Origin of the sequence: Cupriavidus mimosae (genome assembly GCF_023952485.1) — a bacterium.
GTDB classification, from domain to species: Bacteria; Pseudomonadota; Gammaproteobacteria; order Burkholderiales; family Burkholderiaceae; genus Cupriavidus; species Cupriavidus taiwanensis_C.
Genome location: NZ_JALHRY010000007.1, coordinates 76,230 through 96,002 on the forward strand (window position 1 = coordinate 76,230; position 19,773 = coordinate 96,002).

Annotated in this window: 20 protein-coding genes; 19 read left to right on the forward strand and 1 reads right to left on the reverse strand. The window is 67.7% G+C overall.

The window, feature by feature from the left end; all coding sequences use genetic code 11:
• Positions 1–19: 19 nt before the first annotated feature.
• Complete coding sequence (locus MKD50_RS14760) at positions 20–1,255, reverse strand: CaiB/BaiF CoA transferase family protein (protein WP_115699675.1); 1,236 nt, start codon at positions 1,253–1,255, stop codon at positions 20–22.
• A gap of 238 nt (positions 1,256–1,493) precedes the next feature.
• Between MKD50_RS14760 and MKD50_RS14765 the strand changes: the two genes are divergently transcribed.
• The 19 genes from MKD50_RS14765 to MKD50_RS14855 all read left to right on the forward strand — a co-directional run bounded on the left by MKD50_RS14765 (position 1,494) and on the right by MKD50_RS14855 (position 19,721).
• A complete protein-coding gene (locus tag MKD50_RS14765; protein WP_252667460.1) occupies positions 1,494–2,474 on the forward strand; it encodes a quinone oxidoreductase family protein in 981 nt (326 codons plus the stop codon).
• 16 nt (positions 2,475–2,490) lie between these two features.
• On the forward strand, positions 2,491–3,246 hold the full coding sequence (locus tag MKD50_RS14770) for a glutathione S-transferase family protein (protein ID WP_252667461.1): 756 nt from the start codon (positions 2,491–2,493) through the stop codon (positions 3,244–3,246).
• A 30-nt stretch (positions 3,247–3,276) separates the two neighbouring features.
• Positions 3,277–4,035 (forward strand): enoyl-CoA hydratase/isomerase family protein, encoded by a 759-nt coding sequence (locus MKD50_RS14775; protein WP_115699678.1) that lies wholly within the window; start codon positions 3,277–3,279, stop codon positions 4,033–4,035.
• Positions 4,036–4,169: 134 nt separating this feature from the next.
• Positions 4,170–5,885 (forward strand): phenol degradation transcriptional regulator PoxR, encoded by a 1,716-nt coding sequence (gene poxR, locus MKD50_RS14780; protein ID WP_252667462.1) that lies wholly within the window; start codon positions 4,170–4,172, stop codon positions 5,883–5,885.
• Positions 5,886–6,406: 521 nt separating this feature from the next.
• On the forward strand, positions 6,407–6,631 hold the full coding sequence (locus MKD50_RS14785; protein ID WP_115699680.1) for a phenol hydroxylase subunit: 225 nt from the start codon (positions 6,407–6,409) through the stop codon (positions 6,629–6,631).
• A gap of 58 nt (positions 6,632–6,689) precedes the next feature.
• On the forward strand, positions 6,690–7,685 hold the full coding sequence (locus MKD50_RS14790) for an aromatic/alkene monooxygenase hydroxylase subunit beta (RefSeq protein WP_252667464.1): 996 nt from the start codon (positions 6,690–6,692) through the stop codon (positions 7,683–7,685).
• Between the two features lie 21 nt (positions 7,686–7,706).
• A complete protein-coding gene (locus tag MKD50_RS14795; protein WP_115699682.1) occupies positions 7,707–7,985 on the forward strand; it encodes an MmoB/DmpM family protein in 279 nt (92 codons plus the stop codon).
• A 31-nt stretch (positions 7,986–8,016) separates the two neighbouring features.
• Positions 8,017–9,528: an aromatic/alkene/methane monooxygenase hydroxylase/oxygenase subunit alpha gene (locus MKD50_RS14800; protein ID WP_115681818.1), complete on the forward strand. Its 1,512-nt coding sequence runs from the start codon at positions 8,017–8,019 to the stop codon at positions 9,526–9,528.
• Between the two features lie 28 nt (positions 9,529–9,556).
• Complete coding sequence (locus MKD50_RS14805; RefSeq protein WP_252667465.1) at positions 9,557–9,916, forward strand: phenol hydroxylase subunit P4; 360 nt, start codon at positions 9,557–9,559, stop codon at positions 9,914–9,916.
• Positions 9,917–9,944: 28 nt separating this feature from the next.
• The gene (locus MKD50_RS14810) at positions 9,945–11,012 is read left to right on the forward strand and encodes an NADH:ubiquinone reductase (Na(+)-transporting) subunit F (RefSeq protein WP_115699683.1); all 1,068 of its coding nucleotides are present in this window, start codon (positions 9,945–9,947) and stop codon (positions 11,010–11,012) included.
• A 15-nt stretch (positions 11,013–11,027) separates the two neighbouring features.
• Positions 11,028–11,351 (forward strand): 2Fe-2S iron-sulfur cluster binding domain-containing protein, encoded by a 324-nt coding sequence (locus MKD50_RS14815; RefSeq protein ID WP_115681815.1) that lies wholly within the window; start codon positions 11,028–11,030, stop codon positions 11,349–11,351.
• 33 nt (positions 11,352–11,384) lie between these two features.
• Complete coding sequence (locus MKD50_RS14820) at positions 11,385–12,320, forward strand: catechol 2,3-dioxygenase (RefSeq protein ID WP_115681814.1); 936 nt, start codon at positions 11,385–11,387, stop codon at positions 12,318–12,320.
• Positions 12,321–12,441: 121 nt separating this feature from the next.
• Positions 12,442–13,896 carry a 2-hydroxymuconic semialdehyde dehydrogenase gene (locus MKD50_RS14825; protein ID WP_252667466.1) on the forward strand — a complete coding sequence of 485 codons (1,455 nt, stop codon included), beginning with the start codon at positions 12,442–12,444 and terminating at the stop codon, positions 13,894–13,896.
• Between the two features lie 8 nt (positions 13,897–13,904).
• A complete protein-coding gene (gene dmpE, locus MKD50_RS14830) occupies positions 13,905–14,687 on the forward strand; it encodes a 2-oxopent-4-enoate hydratase (RefSeq protein ID WP_116380879.1) in 783 nt (260 codons plus the stop codon).
• Positions 14,688–14,717: 30 nt separating this feature from the next.
• Positions 14,718–15,506 carry a 2-oxo-3-hexenedioate decarboxylase gene (gene dmpH, locus MKD50_RS14835; RefSeq protein WP_252667467.1) on the forward strand — a complete coding sequence of 263 codons (789 nt, stop codon included), beginning with the start codon at positions 14,718–14,720 and terminating at the stop codon, positions 15,504–15,506.
• A complete protein-coding gene (gene thmT, locus MKD50_RS14840) occupies positions 15,475–15,735 on the forward strand; it encodes a 2-hydroxymuconate tautomerase (RefSeq protein WP_371925356.1) in 261 nt (86 codons plus the stop codon). Before dmpH ends, thmT begins: the two co-directional genes overlap by 32 nt.
• 45 nt (positions 15,736–15,780) lie before the next feature.
• Positions 15,781–16,725, forward strand: a complete 945-nt coding sequence (locus MKD50_RS14845; RefSeq protein WP_252667468.1) for an acetaldehyde dehydrogenase (acetylating) — start codon at positions 15,781–15,783, stop codon at positions 16,723–16,725.
• A 30-nt stretch (positions 16,726–16,755) separates the two neighbouring features.
• On the forward strand, positions 16,756–17,829 hold the full coding sequence (gene dmpG / locus MKD50_RS14850; protein WP_115699690.1) for a 4-hydroxy-2-oxovalerate aldolase: 1,074 nt from the start codon (positions 16,756–16,758) through the stop codon (positions 17,827–17,829).
• Positions 17,830–18,092: 263 nt separating this feature from the next.
• Positions 18,093–19,721: a methyl-accepting chemotaxis protein gene (locus MKD50_RS14855; protein ID WP_252667469.1), complete on the forward strand. Its 1,629-nt coding sequence runs from the start codon at positions 18,093–18,095 to the stop codon at positions 19,719–19,721.
• Positions 19,722–19,773: the final 52 nt, after the last annotated feature.

Sequence of the window (19,773 nt, forward strand, 5' to 3'; positions counted from 1 at the left end):
CTGTGGTGTCGGGCGGGGTTCAGGACGCCACGCTGGCTGCGCGCAAGGCGGCGATGCCGGCGTCGTCATAGCCCAGCCCGCGCAGGATCTCATCGGTGTGCTCGCCCGGATCGGGCGCGGCGCGGGCAAAGCGTTCCGGGTGCGGTGCCGCCGACAGGTTGATCGGCGAGCGCAGCAGCGCAAGCGGCCCCAGCACGGCATGCTCGGCGGGCCGGGTCATGCGCAGGTGTCGCACTTGCGCGTCCTCGAAGGCCTGGCCGATATCGAGCACCGGGCCGCACGGCACGCCGGCCGCATTCAGGCGCGCGGTCAACTCGGCGGCGGTGAACGCGGCGGTGCACTGGCCGATCGCGGCGTCCAGCCGCCGGCGCTCGGCGGCGCGGCCCGCGGCGGTCCGGAAGGCGGGGTCGTCCAGCAGCCAGCCGGCCTCGACGGTGCGGCAGAAGTTGGCCCACATGCGGTCGGTGCTGGCGGCAATATTGACCACGCCGTCGCGGCAGCGGTAGGTGCCCATCGGCACCAGCGTAGGGTGCGCGTTGCCTTGCTGCGTCGGCACTTCGCCGTCCACCGTGTAGCGGGTGGCCTGAAAATCCAGCTTGTTCAGCATGCCCTCGATCAGCGAGGTATGCACCCATTGCCCGCGGCCGGTGCGCGCGCGGTGCAGCAGCGCCAGCAGGATGCCCTGGCCCAGGAATATGCCGGCCGTGGTGTCGGAAATGGCGATGCCGACGCGCAGCGGCCCCTGGCCCGGCTCGCCGGTGACGGAGCTAAGCCCCGACATGCCCTGCACGATCTGGTCGAGCCCCGGGCGCTCGCAGTAAGGCCCGTCTTGGCCAAAGCCTGAGATGCTGGCCAGGATCACGCGCGGGTTGATCGCGCTCAGATGAGCGTAGGTCAGCCCCAGGCGTTCCTTGACCACCGAGCGGAAGTTTTCCACCACTACGTCGGAGCGCTGCACCAGTCGCCCCAGCACCTCGGCGCCCTGCGGGGTCTTCAGGTCCAGGCACAGGCTGCGCTTGTTGCGGTGCAGGTTCTGCTCGTCCGAGCCGCGCCTGCGCCCGGTCACCGAGCCGCGGTCCTGTGGCGGCGGCGGCTCGACGCGGATCACGTCGGCGCCCCAGTCCGACAGCAGGCGCACGGCCGCGGGACCGGCGCGGGCGATGGACAGGTCCAGCACGGTGAGGCCCGACAGCGGCAGGTCGGCGCACGTGGCGCCGGCGGCTCCGGGGTCGATGCCGGGTGGGAAAGAGGTCATGGCAATCCTTGGCAAGTGAATTCGCCTGAGTATACAAATAATAGATATAAAAATACGTATACGGACTTTCCATGATGCGGAGCGTCGCGAGATCACGTAGGCTGTGAGGTGTCCGTGGTCCTACAACGAGCAAGGTCGCCGCAAAATTGCTCACTGAATCCCTAGAGACCGTGCATTTTCACGTCACCGCCAGCGTTTACGGTACTGACACCGATCGCGGCAATCATCCAGGATTTGTATGCTTACAGATTCCATCTGTATTAACAGGACCGGAGGCCCGGACGTGCTGGAGCCATGCCGGGTGGAAGTTCCGCCGCCGGCCCAGGGCGAGGTCCAGTTGCGCCAGTCAGCCATCGGCCTGAACTTCGCCGACATCTACCAGCGCAAAGGCGCGCATGGCCCTCACGCCGCGGCGCCGTTCCCGGTCACGCCGGGCTCGGTCGGCGCCGGCGAGGTCGTGGCGATCGGGCCCGGGGTGGACGGCTTCGAGGTGGGCCAGCGGGTGGCCTGCATGCATTCGGGGGCGTACCAGGTGATCCGCAACGTGCCGGCGGGCCGGCTCGTGCCCTTGCCCGACGCGATTCCCGCGGAGGTGGCCGGCGCCACGCTGCTGCGCGGCCTGACCGCCGAATACCTGCTGCGCCGGCTCTATGCCGTGCAGCCGGGCGACGTGGTGCTGGTGCATGCGGCGGCGGGCGGCATGGGCCTGCTGCTGTCGCAATGGGCGCGTGCGCTGGGCGCGACCGTGGTTGGCACCGTGGGCAGCGAAGCCAAGCGGGCGGTGGCGCTGGCGAACGGGTGCCACCATGTCATCAACTACCGTGAGACCGAGTTCGTCGATGCCGTGCGGGCGCTGACCGGCGGCGCGGGCGTGGCCGTGGTCTACGACGGCGTCGGCAAGGACGTGTTCGTGCCGTCGCTGCAATGCCTGCGGCCGTGCGGCATGGCCATCAACTATGGCACCGCGTCGGGCGACGTCGAGGCCTTCGACCTGCAGCTGCTGCACGCGCGCTCGCTGATCGTGTCGCGGCCGACGCTGCGTACCTATATCGCCAGCCCGCAGGCGCTGGCTGCTGCCGCGGCCACATTGTTCGATGCCGTCGCGACCGGGCGACTGCGGCTGGAAGTCACGCACCGCTACCCGCTGACCGCCGTGCGCGAGGCGCACCGCGACCTGGAAAGCCGCGCCACCACGGGTTCGGCCGTGCTGATCCCGTGAACCGGGCGAGCGCAACATGAAACTCTTCCATGGCTGGTTGTCGAGCGCGTCGCGCCGGGTGCGCTTGTGCCTGGCCGAGAAGGGCATCGACTACGACAGCGTGCCGGTCGACCTGGCGGCACAGGAACAGCACGCGCCCGCGTTCCTGGCGATGAACCCCAACGGCGTGGTGCCGGCGCTGGTGCTGGACGATGGCCGCTTCCTCCACGAGAGCGGCACAATTTGCGAATACCTGGACGAGATCTGCCCGTTGCCGCCATTGCGGCCCGATGACGCCTACCAGCGCGCGGTGATGCGCAACTTCGTGCGCTGGACCGACGAGAAGGCGCTGCCGAATCTGCTGGTGCTGAACTGGAGCCTGGCGCTGCAGCCGGTTGCCGCGCAATGGAGCGATGCCACGCTGGCCGAGCGGCTGGCGCGCATCCCCACCGCCGAGCGCCGCGACGCATGGCTGCGCATCGCGCGCCAGCCCTATACAGAAGCGGAGAAACGCCGCGCACTCGAGGCGCTGCTGTTGCTGCTGCCGAAGATGGAAGCGATGCTGGCCGATGGCGACTGGCTCTTCGGCGCGCGCTATACGCTGGCCGATATCGCCGCGACGCCTTTCATCGCGCGCATCGCCGAACTGGCGCCCGCCGCGCTAACGTCGGCGCCGGCCGTGGCTGCGTGGTGGCAGCGCGCGCAGGCCCGGCCCGCGTTTGCGCAGGCGCGGCTGGAACGCTTCGACATCGCGCTCGCCCGCCGTGGCACGCCGGCCGCCGGCGACCACTAATCCCTGAAGATCCCTCCTGGAGAATTGCCCATGCAGACTGATGGTTCCCTGCCTTCGCTTGACATTGCCGGTCATGTCGCCACGATCACCTTGCGCCGCCCGGAAGTGGCGAACCGCCTGGGGCCGGACGACCTGGCAGAACTGCAGCGGCATGTCGAGGCGGTCAATGCCAGCGACGTGCGCGTGCTGCGCCTGCGCAGCAGCGGCAAGTACTTCTGCAGCGGCTTCGATATCGGCCGGCTCGCGGCCGGCCAGCGCGGCGCCGGTTTCGAGACCCTGGTCAACGCGATGGAAGATTGCCGCGCCGTCACCATTGCCGAGATCCATGGCGGCGTCTACGGCGGCGGCACCGACCTTGCGCTCGCCTGTGACTTCCGGCTCGGCACCCACGCAGTCGACATGTTCATGCCCGCGGCGCGGCTGGGGCTGCATTTCTACCAGCGCGGCATGGAACGCTATGTCAGCCGGCTGGGGCTGAACCACGCCAAGCGCCTGTTCCTGACTGCCGAGCGCATCGATGCCGACGAGATGTTCCGTTGCGGCTTCCTGACCGAGCTGCTGCCCGCCGAGCGCCTGCGCGAACGCGCGGAGCAACTCAGCGAAACCGTGGCCGGCCTGGCGCCGCTGGCGGTGCAGGGCATGAAGCGTCATCTGAATGCCATCGGCCGCGGCTCGCTCGATGCGGGGGCGCTGGCGGCGGATATCGGCGCGGCGAACCAGTCGCAGGATATCCGCGAAGGTGCGCTGGCCTGGCAGGAGAAGCGCAAGCCGCGGTTTACGGGAACCTGACGCCGCTGCATCCCCACGCCACCGCGCGCATCTGCGCGCTGGCGCACCATCTCTCTCTCTGGCACATAATGTGCATAGCATGCCAGCCGAAAGGCACATTCGAGCGGATCATCCGCCGGCACTGAGGGGAGACAATGAGTAGTTCAACCGACAAGTTCTCGGCCACCATGCGCGATGGCCTGGCCGATCTTGCGCGCCGCCTGCGCTTCGCCATGGAGGAAGGCGCGATCTGGCTGGACGAGCAGCGCATGATCCTGATCCACACCGCTGCGCTGGCGGCGCTGCGCAAGGAACTGGTGGACACCCTGGGCATGGAGCGCGCGCGCGGGCTGTTCACGCGCATGGGCTTCCATTCGGGCATGCGCGATGCCGAAGTCGCCAGAAAACTGCGCGCGGGCCACAGCGACTTCGGCCAGCTCGAGATCGGCCCCTGCCTGCACACCATCGAGGGGGTGGTGCGGGTCACGCCAGTCAAGGTCGATATCGACATCGCCGCCGGCATCTACGACGGCGAGTTCCTTTGGGAAGACTCGTTCGAGGGAGACGTGCACCGGCAGCTGTTCGGCATCGTCGACAAGCCTGCCTGCTGGATGCAGATCGGCTATGCCACCGGCTACACCTCGGCGCTGATGGGCCGCACCATCCTGTATCGCGAGGTGGAGTGCATTGCCTGCGGGCACCCGCATTGCCGCATCGTCGGCAAGCCGGTGGAAGCCTGGGAAGATGGCGCACAGGCGCTGGCGCTGTACCAGCCCGACCCCGTGATCGAGACCCTGATCGCCTTGCAGAGCGAGGTCGAGCACCTGCGCGCGCTGCAGGGCGGGGCGGCTACGCCGGCGGACCTGGTCGGCACCTCGCCGGGCTTTCGCGCGGCGTGGGGGCTGCTGCAGCGTGCCGCCGCCAGCAACGTGACGGTGCTGCTGCTGGGCGAGACCGGCGTGGGCAAGGAGCGCTTCGCGCAGGCCTTGCACGGCGTGAGCGCCCGCGCCGACAAGCCCTTCGTCGCGGTGAACTGCGCGGCGATTCCCGATGAACTGATCGAGGCCGAGCTGTTCGGCGTCGACAAGGGCGCCTTCACGGGCGCGACCCAGTCACGGCCCGGCCGCTTCGAGCGCGCGCATGGCGGCACCCTGTTCCTGGATGAACTGGGCGAGCTCTCGGCCACGGCGCAGTCCAAGCTGCTGCGCGTGCTGCAGGAGGGCGAGGTCGAGCGCGTGGGCGGTACCGCCGCGCGCAAGGTGGACGTGCGGCTGGTGGCGGCCACCAATGTCGACCTGGCCGAAGCGGTAAAGCAGGGCACCTTCCGCAAGGACCTGTACTACCGCCTCAACGTCTATCCGGTCACGATACCGCCGCTGCGCGAGCGGCTCGACGATATCCGGCCACTGGCGGAGCGCTTCGTGGCCCGCTACGGCGCGCGCCATGGCAAGCGCATCGTCGGCATCACCGACCGCGCGCTGGCCGAGCTGCGCCACTATGACTGGCCCGGCAACGTGCGCGAACTGGAGAACGTGATCGAGCGCGGCGTGATCCTGGCCAGCCACGGCGGGCAGATCGGCGCCGACCACCTGTTCCTGCCGGGCACCGTGGCGCCGCCGCCGGATACCGCGCCACGGCTGGGCGCGGGCGGCACGCTGCCGGACCTGCGCGCAGCCGCGGTCCATGCGCTGCTGGACCAGATGTCAGAGCAGCAGCTGGCGCTGGGCGATGTCGAGACCGTGCTGATGGAGGCCGCGATGCAGCGCGCCGACGGCAACATGAGCCAGGCCGCGCGGCTGCTGGGCATCACCCGGCCGCAGCTGGCGTATCGGTGGAAGACGCGGGGTGCGCGCGGGGGGAATGGCAACTGATTGCTTAGGGCCTGCCAGCTGCGGGTTTGCTCCCCTCTCCCGCTTGCGGGAGAGGGAGTACGCAAGCGGGAGTTGGAAAGCCCCAGGCAAAGATGACGCTGCGGGTTTGCTCTCGTCTCCTGACTTTCCCTTTCCCATTTGTTCATTTGATCATTTGATGCAGGCTCTTGCGGGCCATGCATCGCCCCGCATCCGCGCCATGCTGCGCAGCGCGAGCGATTTTTCGCTGTCGGATCAAGCCCTTTTCTCCTCCAGTCCCGCACGCGCTGCTGCGCCGCAGCGCCAGCGCACCCTTCGTAGCGTGCTGCCCGCAAACGCCCGCCCGGCGCGGCTTTTGATCATTTGATCAAAGCTCGCGGACCGCTTCATCAATTCATCGATGGCTGTCGTGCCCGGCCTTCCGGGTTAACGCGCACGCTGGCGTCCGCCGCTTCCCGGCAACCCTTGTCCCACAACGCTTTGCGGCTGCTGGCACGGTCTTCGCAGTAAGGCCCGCGTCCAGCCACGCCAAGGAGCGCGCCATGAACACCCCGTCCATCCCGTTGTTCGAAGCCACCCCGCGCTATGTGCGGGTCGAGGGCCGAACCCCGGAAGGCTTTGTGCAATTCGCCTTCAGCGTGGCCGACCCCGAGCTCAACGTCGAACTGATCATGCCGGAGCCCATGTTCGAAGCCTTCTGCTGCGTCAACCGCGTGCGCTTCCTGCCTGCGCTCGAAGCCTCGCCGCAGCCCCAAGCCGACGACTGACTCGGCCGCCCACCGCCGCCACCACATCACAAAGAGAAGGGACACAGGAGACCAAGCGATGCAAGTCGATATCAAGACCCAGCAGATCCAGCCGCTGCGCCAGACCTACGGCCACGTGGCGCGCCGCTTCGGCGACAAGCCGGCGTCGCGCTACCAGGAGGCGACCTACGACGTGCAGTCGGAGGTGAACTTCCACTACCGCCCCACCTGGGACCCCGGCTTCGAGCTGTACGACAAGCGCCGCACCGCCATCGTGATGCATGACTGGTATGCGTTGAAGGACCCGCGCCAGTTCTACTACGGCGCCTACGTGACCGCGCGCGGGCGCCAGCAGGACGCCGCCGAGAAGAGCTTCGCCTTCGTCGAGAAACGCGGCCTGCTGCAGGCGCTGCCGGCCGAATGGCAGGAGCGCCTGGCCACCGGCCTGCTGCCGCTGCGCCACGTGGAGTGGGGCGCGAACATGAACAACTTCTACTGCGCCGACTACGGCTGGGGCACGGCGATCACGCAGGCCTGCACCTACTGCGCCATGGATCGCCTCGGCATCGCGCAGTACTTGTCGCGCATCGGCATGCTGCTCGACGGCAATACCGGCGTCGCGCTGGAGCGGGCCAGGGTGGCCTGGCTGGAGGGGCCTGCGTGGCAGCCGCTGCGCTGCTTTGTCGAACACACCTTCGTCACCGCGGATTGGTTCGAGACTTTCGTCGCCCAGAACCTGGTGCTCGACGGGCTGCTCTACCCGCTGGTCTACCAGCATGCCGATGCGGTCATTGCACGCGCCTGCGGCACCGGGCTGGCAGTGCTGACCGAGTTCATGAACGACTGGCGCGACGAGCATGCGCGCTGGGTCGATGCAGTAATCCAGGCCGCCGCTGCGGAGTCCGACGCGAACCGCGCGCTGCTGTCCGGCTGGGCGCACGCCGCTGCGGCGCAGGTAGCCGAAGCGCTGATCCCCGTTGCCAACGCACTGACCGGAGCCGACGGCGCGCAGATGGTGGCGCTGTGCCGCGAACAGTTTGAAGTTCGCCTGAACAAGCTCGGCCTTGCTGCCTGAGCGCAAAGAAGGAGACCCGCCATGACCACCGCCGCCAACGTCTACATCGCCCTGCAGAACAACGACGACACCCGCCCCATCATCGACGCCATCACCGAAGCCAATCCGCACGCCGTGGTCGCGCAGTTCCCGGCCATGGTCAAGATCGACGCCCCCGGCCACCTGACCATCGTGCGCGAGCTGGTCGCCGGCAAGCTCGGCCGCGACTGGGACCTGCAGGAGATCCACCTCAACCTGATCTCGCTGTGCGGGAACATCGACGAAGACGAAGACGCCTTCACGCTGCGCTGGAACGCCTGAGCCCACGCACACAGGACAACACGGAGACATCATGGACGCACGCAAGAAGCTCAACCTGCGCGAGAAATACGCCTCGATGACGCGCGACCTCGCCTGGGAAACGACCTATGAGCCGATGGACAAGGTCTTTCCCTTCGACAAGTACGAAGGGATCAAGATCCACGACTGGGACAAGTGGGAAGACCCGTTCCGCATGACCATGGACGCGTACTGGAAATACCAGTCGGAGAAGGAGCGCAAGCTGTACGCGATCATCGACTCGTTCGTGCAGAACAACGGCCACCTCAACGTGTCCGACCCGCGCTACCTGAACGCGCTGCGGCTGTTCCTGACCGGCGTGACGCCGCTCGAATACGCCGCGCACCGCGGCTATGCCCACCTGGGCCGGCACTTCCGCGGCGCCGGCGCGCGCGTGGCGGCGCAGATGCAGTCGATCGACGAGCTGCGCCACGCGCAGACCCAGCTGCATACGCTGTCGGTCTACAACAAGTACTTCCACGGCTTCGGCGAATGGCGCCACATGCACGACCGGGTCTGGTACCTGTCGGTGCCCAAGTCCTACTTCGAAGACGCGATGAGCGCGGGGCCGTTCGAGTTCATCACCGCGATCTCGTTCTCGTTCGAGTACGTGCTGACCAACCTGCTGTTCATGCCGTTCATGTCGGGCGCGGCGTACAACGGCGACATGGCCACCGTGACCTTCGGCTTCTCGGCGCAGTCCGACGAGTCGCGCCACATGACGCTGGGGCTGGAGGTGGTCAAGTTCCTGTGCGAGCAGGACCCCGGCAACATCCCGATCCTGCAGAAGTGGCTCGACAAATGGTTCTGGCGCGGCTTCCGCCTGCTGACGCTGGTCGGAATGATGATGGACTACATGCTGCCCAAGCGCGTGATGTCGTGGGCCGAGGCGTGGGAGATGTACTTCGAGCAGGCCGGCGGCGCGCTGTTCAAGGACCTGGAGCGCTACGGGCTGCGCATGCCCAAGTACCACGAGGTCGCCACCAGGACCAAGGACCGCATCACGCACGAGGCGTGGGGCACTTTCTACAACTACGCGGCCGCGGCGGGCTTCCATACCTGGATCCCGAAGGCCGACGAGATGGCGTGGCTGGCCGAGAAATACCCCCAGACCTTCGAACGCTACTACAAGCCGCGCCTGGACCACTGGCAGGAGCGGCAGCAGGCCGGCGAGCGCTTCTACAACGCCACGCTGCCGATGCTGTGCCAGACCTGCCAGATCCCGATGGTGTTCTCCGAAGCGGACGACCCCACCCAGACCTGCTACCGCGAAAGCAGCTACCACGGCATGAAGTTTCACTTCTGTTCAGATGGCTGCAAGGACATCTTCGACGACGAGCCCGCCAAGTACGCGCAGGCGTGGCTGCCGGTGCACCAGATCTACCAGGGCAACTGCGGCGGCGCCACGCTGCCTGACGTGCTGCAGTGGTACCGCATCAACCAGGGCGCCGACAACCTCGACTTCGAAGGCTCGCAGGACCAGCGCAACTGGAACGCCTGGAAGGGCATCGCACCGGCCGCCTGAGCGACGCATCACAGACAAGGAGACAACCATGCCCGTCGTATCCATCGGCGACTACACCTTTGCGCCCGCCGATCGCGAAGATGCATTCCACGGCAACCGCCTGCTCTACATCGGCTGGGACGGCCACCTGCTGTTCTGCGCACCGCACTGCTTTCCGTTCGCGCCGTCGATGCCGCTGCGCGCGGTGGTGCGAGACGTCCTTCCTGGCGTCTACGGCTATCACCCCGACTTCGCCCGCATCGACTGGAGCACGGTGCAGTGGCTGCGCGGCGGCCAGCCGTGGCAGCCCGACCTGGACCGCACGCTGGCAGAGAACGGCCTGGGCCACAAGGAGGTGATCCGCTTCCGCACGCCGGGGCTGGACGGCATCGGCGGCAGCGGCAGCTGATGCGCGGTTAGCAAGCAAGGAGACCGAGATGTATTCGCTGACCATTGAACCGATCGGCCAGACCATTCCCATCGCGCCGGGGCAGACCGTGCTCGATGCCTGCCTGCGCAACGGGGTGTGGCTGCCGCACGCCTGCTGCCACGGCCTGTGCGCCACCTGCAAGGTGCAGGTGGTCGACGGCGAGGTCGACCAGGGCGAGGCCTCCGGCTTTGCGCTGATGGACTTCGAGCGCGACAACGGCCAATGCCTGGCCTGCTGCGCCACCGCGCAGTCAGACCTGGTGATCGAGGCCGATATCGAGGAAGACGCCGATGCCGAAGGCCTGCCGCTGGCCGACTACCGCGCCGAGGTGGTGGCCACGCGCGCGCTGACGCCGACCATCCTCGGCATCTGGCTGAAGCCGAAGGACGGCCAGCGCGCCGCGTTCCAGGCCGGCCAGTACCTGAACCTGCAGGTGCCGGGCTGCGACCAGCCGCGTGCGTTCTCGCTCGCCAGCAAGCCCGGCGACGAACTGGTCGAACTGCATGTGCGGCGCGTGCCCGGCGGACCCGCCACCACTTGGCTGCACGAGCAGCTGGCCACAGGCAGCGAACTGCGCTTCTCGGCCCCGTACGGGCGCTTCTTCGTGCGCAAGTCGGCGCGGGTGCCGATGCTGTTCCTGGCCGGCGGCTCGGGCCTGTCCAGCCCGCGCTCGATGATCCTCGACCTGCTTGCCGCCGGCGAGACGCTGCCGATCACGCTGGTGCAGGGCGCGCGCAATCGTGATGAGCTGTACTACGACGACGAGTTTCACGCGCTGGCGCAGGCGCATGCCAACTTCCGCTATGTGCCCGCGCTGTCGGACGAGCCCGCCGACAGCGGCTGGGACGGCGCACGCGGCTACGTGCATGACGTTCTGCAGCAGCTCTACGCAAAGGACGGCGGCGCCGACTTCCGCGGCCACAAGGCTTACCTGTGCGGCCCGCCGCCGATGATCGAGGCCTGCATCCGCACGTTGATGCAGGGACGCCTGTTCGAGGCGGATATCCACACGGAGAAGTTCCTGTCCGCGGGCGATGCGCAGAACAGTGCGCGCAGCCCGCTGTTCAAGATCTGAGCGGGAGGGCCATGCATGCATACCGTGGAAATCGCCGGCAGCGGGCAGCGCTACGTGTGCGCGCCGGAGCAGAACCTGTTGCGGGCCATGGAAGTACTGGGCCAGCGCGGCATTCCCGCCGGCTGCCGCGGTGGCGGCTGCGGCGTGTGCAAGGTGCGGATTGAGGCCGGGCAGTACCACGTGGGCAAGACGAGCCGGGCTTGCCTGTCGGAGGCCGACCAGCGCGAAGGGCTGGTGCTGGCCTGCAAGACCTATCCCGACAGCGATATCCGGCTACGGCCGGTGGCGCTGCTGCAGCGCTGCCTTGAGCGGCATGCCGGCAAAAGCGATCACGCATGACCAAGCAGTGAAGACACACACAAGGAGACAGACATGGCATTGACTGGCGTATTGCGCCCGGGGCACGTGGCCCTGCGCGTGCTGGAGCTGGAACCGGCGGTAAGGCACTACACCGAGGTCCTCGGCCTGATCGAAACCGCCCGCGACGAGCAGGGCCGCGTGTTCCTGAAGGCGTGGGACGAGCACGACCACCATAGCGTGGTGCTGCGCGAGTCTGACAGCCCGGGCATGGACTACATGGGTTTTCGCGTCGACAGCGGCCACACGCTGGAGCGGCTGGCGCTGGAGGTAGAGCAGTCGGGGCTGGCCACCGATTGCAAATGGATCGCCGCGGGCGAGCACCCCCACACCGGCGTGCGCTTCCGCTTCACGATTCCCACCGGCCATGCGATGGAGCTGTTCGCGGACAAGGACAAGCCGGGCTGCAAGACCGGCGACCTCAATCCCGATCCCTGGCCGGACGACCTGCGCGGCATGGCACCCAGCCGCTTCGACCATTGCCTGCTGTATGGCGACGATGTCGACGGCACCGTGAAGCTGTTCCGCGATGTGCTGGGGTTCTCGCTGGCGGAGCAGGTGGTGGCCGGGCCGGACGGCGAGGTGCTGATCGGTGCCTTCCTGACATGCTCGAACAAGGCGCATGACGTCGCCTTTATCCGGCATCCGGAGAAGAACCGCTTCCACCATGCCTCGTTCCTGCTCGACAACTGGGGCGAGGTGCTGAAGGCGGCCGACATCATTTCCAAGAAGGATGTGTCGCTGGATATCGGGCCGACGCGGCATGGGATCACGCGTGGGGCGACGATCTACTTCTTTGATCCGTCGGGGAACCGGAACGAGGTGTTTTCCGGCGGCTATATCCACTACCCGGACAAGCCGACGATCACCTGGACGGACAACGAGCTGGGCAAGGCGATCTTCTATCACGACCGCAAGCTGAACGAGGCGTTTTTGAATGTGCTGACCTGAGAGCAAAGGCGCCAGCACTTGCCGCTGGTTGGCTCCCCTCTCCCGCGAGCGGGAGAGGGAGCAACCAGTCGGTGAGCGGGAAAGCCGTAGTGGATGCGTCGCTCAACACCAGAGAACCAACATGAAACAATTCAAGAACTTCATCAACGGCGAGTGGGTCGGCACCACCCGCACCTTCGAGAACCGCAACCCCGCCGACAACACCCTGATCGGCCACGTCCACGAAGCCGGGCAGGCCGAGGTCGACGCCGCCGTGCAAGCCGCGCGCAATGCGCTGCACGGCCCCTGGGGCCGCATGACCGTGGCGCAGCGCGTCGAACTGCTGCACGCGGTGGCAGACGGCATCAACCGGCGCTTCGAGGAATTCGTGCAGGCGGAAATCGCCGATACCGGCAAGCCCTATGCGCTCGCCAGTCATATCGACATCCCGCGCGGCGCTGCCAACTTCAAGGTCTTTGCCGACCTGATCCGCAACGTTCCCACCGAAAGCTTCGCCATGGATACACCGGATGGCGGCAAGGCCATCAACTATGCAGTGCGCAGCCCGCGCGGCGTGATCGGCGTGGTCTGTCCGTGGAATCTGCCGTTGCTGCTGATGACATGGAAGGTCGGCCCCGCGCTGGCCTGCGGCAATACCGTGGTGGTCAAGCCGTCCGAGGAAACCCCCGCCACCGCCACGCTGCTGGGCGAGGTCATGAACGAGGCCGGCGTGCCGCCGGGCGTCTACAACGTGGTCCACGGCTTTGGCCCGGATTCCGCCGGCGCATTCCTGACGGCGCATCCGCAAGTCAACGGCATCACCTTCACCGGCGAAACGCGCACCGGCGAAGCGATCATGAAGGCCGCCGCCAACGGCGTGCGTCCGGTGTCGTTTGAACTGGGCGGCAAGAACGCGGGCATCGTCTTTGCCGATGCCGATTTCGACAAGGCCGTCGCCGGCATCGCCCGCTCGGCATTCGAGAACAGCGGCCAGGTCTGCCTGGGCACCGAGCGCGTCTACGTGCAGCGCCCGATCTTCGAGCGCTTCGTCGCCGCGCTCAAGGCCAGGGCCGAGGGGCTGAAGCTCGGCGCACCGACGGAACCCGGCGTCAACATGGGGCCGCTGGTCTCGCACGAGCACCGCGACAAGGTGCTGTCCTACTACCGCAAGGCCGCCGAGGAAGGCGCGACGGTAGTCACTGGCGGCGGCGTGCCGCAGATGCCCGGCAAGCTCGCCGAAGGCGCGTGGGTGCAGCCGACCATCTGGACCGGCCTTCCCGAAAGCGCCGCGGTGATTCGCGAGGAGATCTTCGGGCCGTGCTGCCATCTCGCGCCGTTCGACACCGAGGACGAAGTCATCTCGCTGGCCAACGCCACGCCGTACGGCCTGGCCGCCACCGTGTGGACCGGTGACCTCGGCACCGCGCACCGCATGGGCAGCGCGCTCGAAGTCGGCATCTGCTGGATCAACGCGTGGTTCCTGCGCGACCTGCGCACCGCGTTCGGCGGCGCGAAGCAATCCGGCATCGGCCGCGAAGGCGGCGTCCATTCGCTCGAGTTCTACACCGAGCTGCGCAACGTCTGCGTCAAACTGTGAGCCTCCACATGCAAAGCGAACAAATCCGCGAACTCGGCGCCAGCCTGCACCAGGCGCTGGCGAGCCGCCGCCCGCTGGCGCCGTTGACCGAGTCCTGTCCCGACCTGACCCTGGATGACGCCTACCGTATCCAGCTCGCCATGGTGCAGCACCGGCTCGACGCCGGGGAGCGCGTGGTCGGCAAGAAGATCGGTGTTACCAGCCGCGTGGTGATGGACATGCTGGATGTGCGTCAGCCTGACTTCGGCCACTTGCTGTCGGGCATGGTGTATGCCGACGGTGCCGCCATTTCCGCCGATTCCCTGATCGCGCCCAAGGCCGAAGGCGAGATCGCCTTCGTGCTCAAGGACGACCTCGAAGGACCTGGCGTGACCAATGCCGATGTGCTGCGCGCCACCGCGTACGTGCTGCCGTGCTTCGAGATCGTCGACTCGCGCATCCGCGACTGGAAGATCCGCATCCAGGACACCGTTGCCGACAACGCCTCGTCGGGCGTGTTCGTGCTGGGCGACGCGGCGGTCGATCCGCGCCAGCTCGACCTCGGCACGGTCGGCATGACGCTGGAGAAGAACGGCGAGATCGTCGCCACCGGTGCCGGCGCGGCCGCGCTAGGGCACCCCGCCAACGCGGTGGCGTGGCTGGCCAACACGCTCGGCCGGCTGGGGCTTGGCCTGAAACGTGGCGAAGTGATCCTGTCGGGCTCGCTGGCCGCGATGGTGCCGGTGACCGCCGGCGACCAGCTGCGCATCAGCCTGGGCGGCATCGGCTCGGCCGGCGTGCGCTTCGTCTGACCCCTTCCATCCCTTCAGCAGGACAAAGCCATGAACCTCACGCAAGACACCATCGCCCGGCTGGCCGAGCATCTGGAGAACGCCGAGCTGCACCGGGAAGCCGTGCCGAAGATCACCGACGCGCATCCGGAGATGGACTGGGACGACGCCTACGCCATCCAGGACGCCATCCGCGCGCGCAAGACCGCGCGCGGCACCCGTATTGCCGGGCTCAAGATGGGCCTGACCTCGTTCGCCAAGATGCGCCAGATGGGCGTGAGCGAGCCGGTGTACGGTTTTCTCACCGACTACGGCGCCTGCATGGACGGCGCCGCCATCGATACCGGCACGCTGATCCACCCCAAGGTCGAGGCCGAGATCGCCTTCGTGCTGAAGGCGCCGCTCAAGGGGCCGGGCTGCCATATCGGCGACGTGCTGGCCGCGACCGACTTCGTGGTTCCGGCGGTAGAGGTGATCGACTCGCGCTACGAGAACTTCCGCTTCGACCTGAAGAGCGTGATTGCCGACAACACCTCGTCGGCGCGCTTCGTTGTCGGCGGCAGCCACCGCGGCGCCGACGGACTCGACCTGAAGACCCTCGGCGTGGTGCTGGAGAAGAACGGCGAGGTGGTCGCCACCGCCGCCGGCGCCGCGGTGCTGGGGCATCCCGCCAACAGCGTTGCCATGCTGGCCAACATGCTGGGCGCGCGCGGCCACGAGCTGCCTGCAGGGACCTTCATCATGACCGGCGGCGTGACCGAGGCCATCGCGGTCGCCGCGGGCGACAGCATCACCGTGCGCTACCAGCATCTCGGCACGGTCTCGATGCGCTTCACCTGATCGCGCGCCGCGAACGTCTGGAAAAAGGAGACACACCATGCCGATCATGCAGGTCTTCCTGATCGAAGGCCGTACCGACGAACAGAAGGCGCGCCTGATCCGCGCGCTGACCGATGCCGCAGTGGAAGCGGTGGGCGCGCCGGTGGAAACCGTGCGCGTGATGATCACCGAGGTGCCAAAGACGCAGTTCGGCATCGGCGGCACCACCGCCAAGGCGCTGGGGCGCTGAGCACTGCGCAATGGAGACAGCGAAGACAACGGAGAGGACAGCAACATGGACATGAAAGCAAACGCCCGGCACAAGGTGGCCATCATCGGTTCGGGCAATATCGGCACCGACCTGATGATCAAGGTGATGCGGCAATCGCAGCATCTGGAGATGGGCGCCATGGTGGGCATCGACGCGGCGTCGGACGGGCTCGCCCGCGCCGCGCGGCTGGGCGTGCCGATCACCGCGGAAGGAATCGACGGGCTGGTCGCCATGCCCGGTTTCGGCGAGATCCGCATCGCCTTCGATGCCACCTCGGCCGGCGCGCACGCGCACCACAACCGCGTGCTGCAGCAGCACGGCGTGCGCGTGATCGACCTGACGCCGGCGTCGATCGGGCCGCACGTGGTGCCGGTGGTCAACCTCGACCAGCATCTGGGCGCGCCCAATATCAACATGGTCACGTGCGGTGGCCAGGCCACCATCCCGATGGTGGCGGCGGTGTCGCGTGTGGCGAAGGTGCATTACGCCGAGATCGTCGCGTCGATCTCCAGCAAGTCGGCGGGGCCGGGCACGCGCGCCAATATCGACGAATTCACCGAGACCACCAGCCAGGCACTGTGCTCGGTGGGCGGTGCGGCGCGCGGCAAGGCCATCATCGTGCTGAACCCGGCCGAGCCGCCGCTGATGATGCGCGACACCGTCTTCACCTTGTCGGACGATGCCGATACGGCGGCGATCGAGGCGAGCATCGAAGCGATGGCGCAGGCGGTGCAGGCCTACGTGCCGGGCTACCGGCTCAAGCAGCGCGTGCAGTTCGAGCGCATCGACCCCTCGGCGCCGCTGAATATCCCGGGGCTGGGACCGATGAGCGGGCTCAAGACCTCGATCTTCCTCGAGGTGGAGGGCGCCGCGCACTACCTGCCGGCCTATGCCGGCAATCTCGACATCATGACCAGCGCCGCGCTGGCCTGCGCCGAGCGCCTGGCCGCGACCCGGCTGTCCGCCTGAGCGCGGCCCAATCACCGCAGGGAGACGAACATGAACTTACCGTCCAGCACGCCCAACACGCCCAACAAGAAGCTCTACATCTCCGACGTGACGCTGCGCGACGGCAGCCACGCGATCCGCCACCAGTACAGCCTGGAACACGTGCGCCGCATTGCCGCGGCACTCGACGCGGCCCGCGTCGATTCGATTGAAGTGGCGCACGGCGACGGGCTGTCGGGCTCCAGCTTCAACTACGGTTTCGGCGCGCACACCGACCTGGAATGGATTGCGGCCGTGGCCGAAACCGTACGCCATGCCCGCGTGGCCACGCTGCTGCTGCCCGGCGTGGGCACGGTGCATGACCTGCGCGCCGCCTACGACGCCGGTGCGCGCGTGGTGCGCGTGGCCACGCACTGCACCGAGGCCGACGTCTCGCGCCAGCATATCGAATACGCGCGCGAACTCGGCATGGATACCGTCGGCTTCCTGATGATGAGCCACATGACTACGCCCGCGGCGCTGGCGCAGCAGGCGAAGCTGATGGAAAGCTACGGCGCCCAGTGCGTGTATGTGGTCGATTCCGGCGGCGCGCTGGGCATGCAGGACGTGCGCGAGCGCTTTCGCGCGTTCAAGGATGTGCTGCGTCCGGAAACCCGGACCGGCATGCATGCCCACCACAACCTGAGCCTGGGCGTGGCCAACTCGATTGTCGCGGTGGAAGAAGGCTGCGATCGCATCGACGCCAGCCTGGCCGGCATGGGCGCCGGTGCCGGCAACGCGCCGCTCGAGGTCTTTATCGCCGCCGCCGAACGCCTGGGCTGGCAGCACGGCTGCGATCTTTACACGCTGATGGATGCCGCCGACGACATCGTGCGCCCGCTACAGGACCGCCCGGTCCGCGTCGACCGCGAGACCCTGGCGCTGGGCTACGCCGGGGTCTATTCCAGCTTCCTGCGCCACGCTGAAGCCGCCGCGGCGCGCTACGGGCTGGGCACGGTCGACATCCTGGTCGAACTGGGCAAGCGGCGCATGGTGGGCGGACAGGAGGACATGATCGTGGATGTTGCGCTGGACCTGCTGGCGCGGCGCGATACGCCGGCCGTCGCGAGTGGCGCCGGCATGTGAGCTGCGGCGCACCGCTTTTCGCTCCCTCGCACCAATTGCACCCGCCCCCCACTCTTGTGGGGAACAGTTCACCGGCTCGCTACCGTTAGCCCCGCAACAAAGAGCACGGATGCCAGCCAGGGCCATGTGCCCTGGCGATCCCGCACACCGTGTCGACCGGCAGGAACGGGCGCGCAGTGGCATGCCGAAGTCGGGCATGCAACAGGGTTAGAACCATAACAACGGAAGCGCATACGTCTTCTTGGACGGTAAGGGGAGTGATCATGAGTGTTTTCAGGAGTCTGTCTATCCGCACGCGGCTGCTGGCCGGGTTCGGCACGCTGGCGGGCGTGGTGCTGGTGGTGTCGGCGTACTCGCTGCATGCGCTTGGCGAGGCGACGGCGGGTTTCAACGACTACCTGAACGGGTTGAATGCCCGGGCGGAAATGGCGGCGCAGGTGCGCAACGCGGTCGACCGGCGTGCCATCGCGGCGCGCAACCTGGTGCTGGTGACGGACGCCGCCGAACTGGAGCGCGAGAAGGCCGATGCCCTGCGCGCGCACGCAGACGTGCAGACCCGGATGGCGCGGCTCAGCGAGATGGTGCGCCAGCCTGGTGTCAGCGACGAGGCGCGCAAGCTGGTGGAGGAGGTCGCCAAGGTCGAGGCGCAGTATGGTCCGGTCGCCACCGGAATTGTCGGGCTGGCGGTCGAGCGCAAGATCGAGGAAGCCATCGGCCGGATCGACAAGCAATGCCGTCCGTTGCTGGCGGCGCTGATCAAGTCGACCGATGCCTATGCCGAGTTCACCAGGACCCGCCAGAAGGAAATGGAGCGCCGGCTCGAGGCGGACTACGAGCGCCAGCGCAACCTGCTGGTGCTGATCTCGCTGGTGTCAGCGGTCATCGCGCTGGCCGGCGGCGTGCTGATCACGCGCGCCATCACGCGACCGATCCAGCGTGCCGTAGAGGTGGCCGGCACTGTCGCCGGCGGCGACCTGGGCGCGCGCATCGAAGTGGACCGCCATGACGAGACCGGCCGGCTGCTGGCGGCATTGCGCGACATGAACGAGCGCCTGACCGCCACTGTCACCCGCGTGCGCGCCAGCAGCGGCAATATCGCCATCAGCACCAGCGAGATCGCCCGCGGCAACGCCGACCTGAGCAGCCGCACCGAGGAGCAGGCGGCCTCGCTGGAGCAGACCGCGGCCAGCATGGAGGAACTGACCGAGACCGTGCGCCAGAACACCGAGAACGCGCGCCAGGCCAGCGAACTCGCGCGCAGCGCCGCCGAGGTGGCGCAACGCGGCAGCACCACGGTGCAGCGCGTGGTCGGCACGATGCAGGACATCAGCGCCAGCTCGGACAAGATCGCGGAGATCACCGGGATCATCGAGGGCATTGCGTTCCAGACCAATATCCTGGCGCTGAATGCCGCGGTGGAAGCGGCACGCGCCGGCGAGCAGGGCCGCGGCTTTGCCGTGGTGGCGAGCGAGGTGCGCGGACTGGCCCAGCGCTCGTCCAGTGCGGCCAAGGAGATCAAGGAGCTGATCGAGGCTTCTGGGCGGCAGGTGCAGGATGGCTCGTCGCTGGCCAGCGAGGCCGGCCAGACCATGGCCGAGGTGACCCAGGCGGTGGCGCGCGTGACCGGCATCGTCGAGGAGATCGCGACGGCGTCGGCCGAGCAGACCCGCGGCATCGAGCAGGTCAACCAGGCCATCGTGCAGATCGACCAGGTCACGCAGCAGAACGCGTCGCTGGTGAGCGAGGCGGCCAATGCCTCGCGCGCGCTGGAAGAGCAGGGCCGCGAACTGAGCGAGGTGGTGGCGTTCTTCCGCCTGCCGGGTGAGGGTGGTGGACGTGTCGGGGCGCCCGGTTTGGCACCGCGTGCGGCGGGTGCGATGGCGACGGCGTAGCGCCGCCGTACTTCCTCTCCCTCTGGGAACAAACCGGCAGGTGCATGGGCGG

What these genes read in the sequence shown, in the direction of transcription:
- MKD50_RS14810 (WP_115699683.1), top strand. Translation starts at nt 9,945, where the DNA reads ATGTATTCGCTGACCATTGAACCGATCGGCCAGACCATTCCCATCGCG.
- dmpE (WP_116380879.1), top strand. Translation starts at nt 13,905, where the DNA reads ATGCAAAGCGAACAAATCCGCGAACTCGGCGCCAGCCTGCACCAGGCG.
- MKD50_RS14770 (WP_252667461.1), top strand. Translation starts at nt 2,491, where the DNA reads ATGAAACTCTTCCATGGCTGGTTGTCGAGCGCGTCGCGCCGGGTGCGC.
- MKD50_RS14855 (WP_252667469.1), top strand. Translation starts at nt 18,093, where the DNA reads ATGAGTGTTTTCAGGAGTCTGTCTATCCGCACGCGGCTGCTGGCCGGG.
- MKD50_RS14765 (WP_252667460.1), top strand. Translation starts at nt 1,494, where the DNA reads ATGCTTACAGATTCCATCTGTATTAACAGGACCGGAGGCCCGGACGTG.
- MKD50_RS14795 (WP_115699682.1), top strand. Translation starts at nt 7,707, where the DNA reads ATGACCACCGCCGCCAACGTCTACATCGCCCTGCAGAACAACGACGAC.
- MKD50_RS14775 (WP_115699678.1), top strand. Translation starts at nt 3,277, where the DNA reads ATGCAGACTGATGGTTCCCTGCCTTCGCTTGACATTGCCGGTCATGTC.
- MKD50_RS14805 (WP_252667465.1), top strand. Translation starts at nt 9,557, where the DNA reads ATGCCCGTCGTATCCATCGGCGACTACACCTTTGCGCCCGCCGATCGC.
- MKD50_RS14820 (WP_115681814.1), top strand. Translation starts at nt 11,385, where the DNA reads ATGGCATTGACTGGCGTATTGCGCCCGGGGCACGTGGCCCTGCGCGTG.
- MKD50_RS14845 (WP_252667468.1), top strand. Translation starts at nt 15,781, where the DNA reads ATGGACATGAAAGCAAACGCCCGGCACAAGGTGGCCATCATCGGTTCG.
- MKD50_RS14815 (WP_115681815.1), top strand. Translation starts at nt 11,028, where the DNA reads ATGCATACCGTGGAAATCGCCGGCAGCGGGCAGCGCTACGTGTGCGCG.
- MKD50_RS14790 (WP_252667464.1), top strand. Translation starts at nt 6,690, where the DNA reads ATGCAAGTCGATATCAAGACCCAGCAGATCCAGCCGCTGCGCCAGACC.
- MKD50_RS14825 (WP_252667466.1), top strand. Translation starts at nt 12,442, where the DNA reads ATGAAACAATTCAAGAACTTCATCAACGGCGAGTGGGTCGGCACCACC.
- dmpH (WP_252667467.1), top strand. Translation starts at nt 14,718, where the DNA reads ATGAACCTCACGCAAGACACCATCGCCCGGCTGGCCGAGCATCTGGAG.
- dmpG (WP_115699690.1), top strand. Translation starts at nt 16,756, where the DNA reads ATGAACTTACCGTCCAGCACGCCCAACACGCCCAACAAGAAGCTCTAC.
- MKD50_RS14800 (WP_115681818.1), top strand. Translation starts at nt 8,017, where the DNA reads ATGGACGCACGCAAGAAGCTCAACCTGCGCGAGAAATACGCCTCGATG.
- poxR (WP_252667462.1), top strand. Translation starts at nt 4,170, where the DNA reads ATGAGTAGTTCAACCGACAAGTTCTCGGCCACCATGCGCGATGGCCTG.
- MKD50_RS14785 (WP_115699680.1), top strand. Translation starts at nt 6,407, where the DNA reads ATGAACACCCCGTCCATCCCGTTGTTCGAAGCCACCCCGCGCTATGTG.
- MKD50_RS14760 (WP_115699675.1), bottom strand. Translation starts at nt 1,255, where the DNA reads ATGACCTCTTTCCCACCCGGCATCGACCCCGGAGCCGCCGGCGCCACG.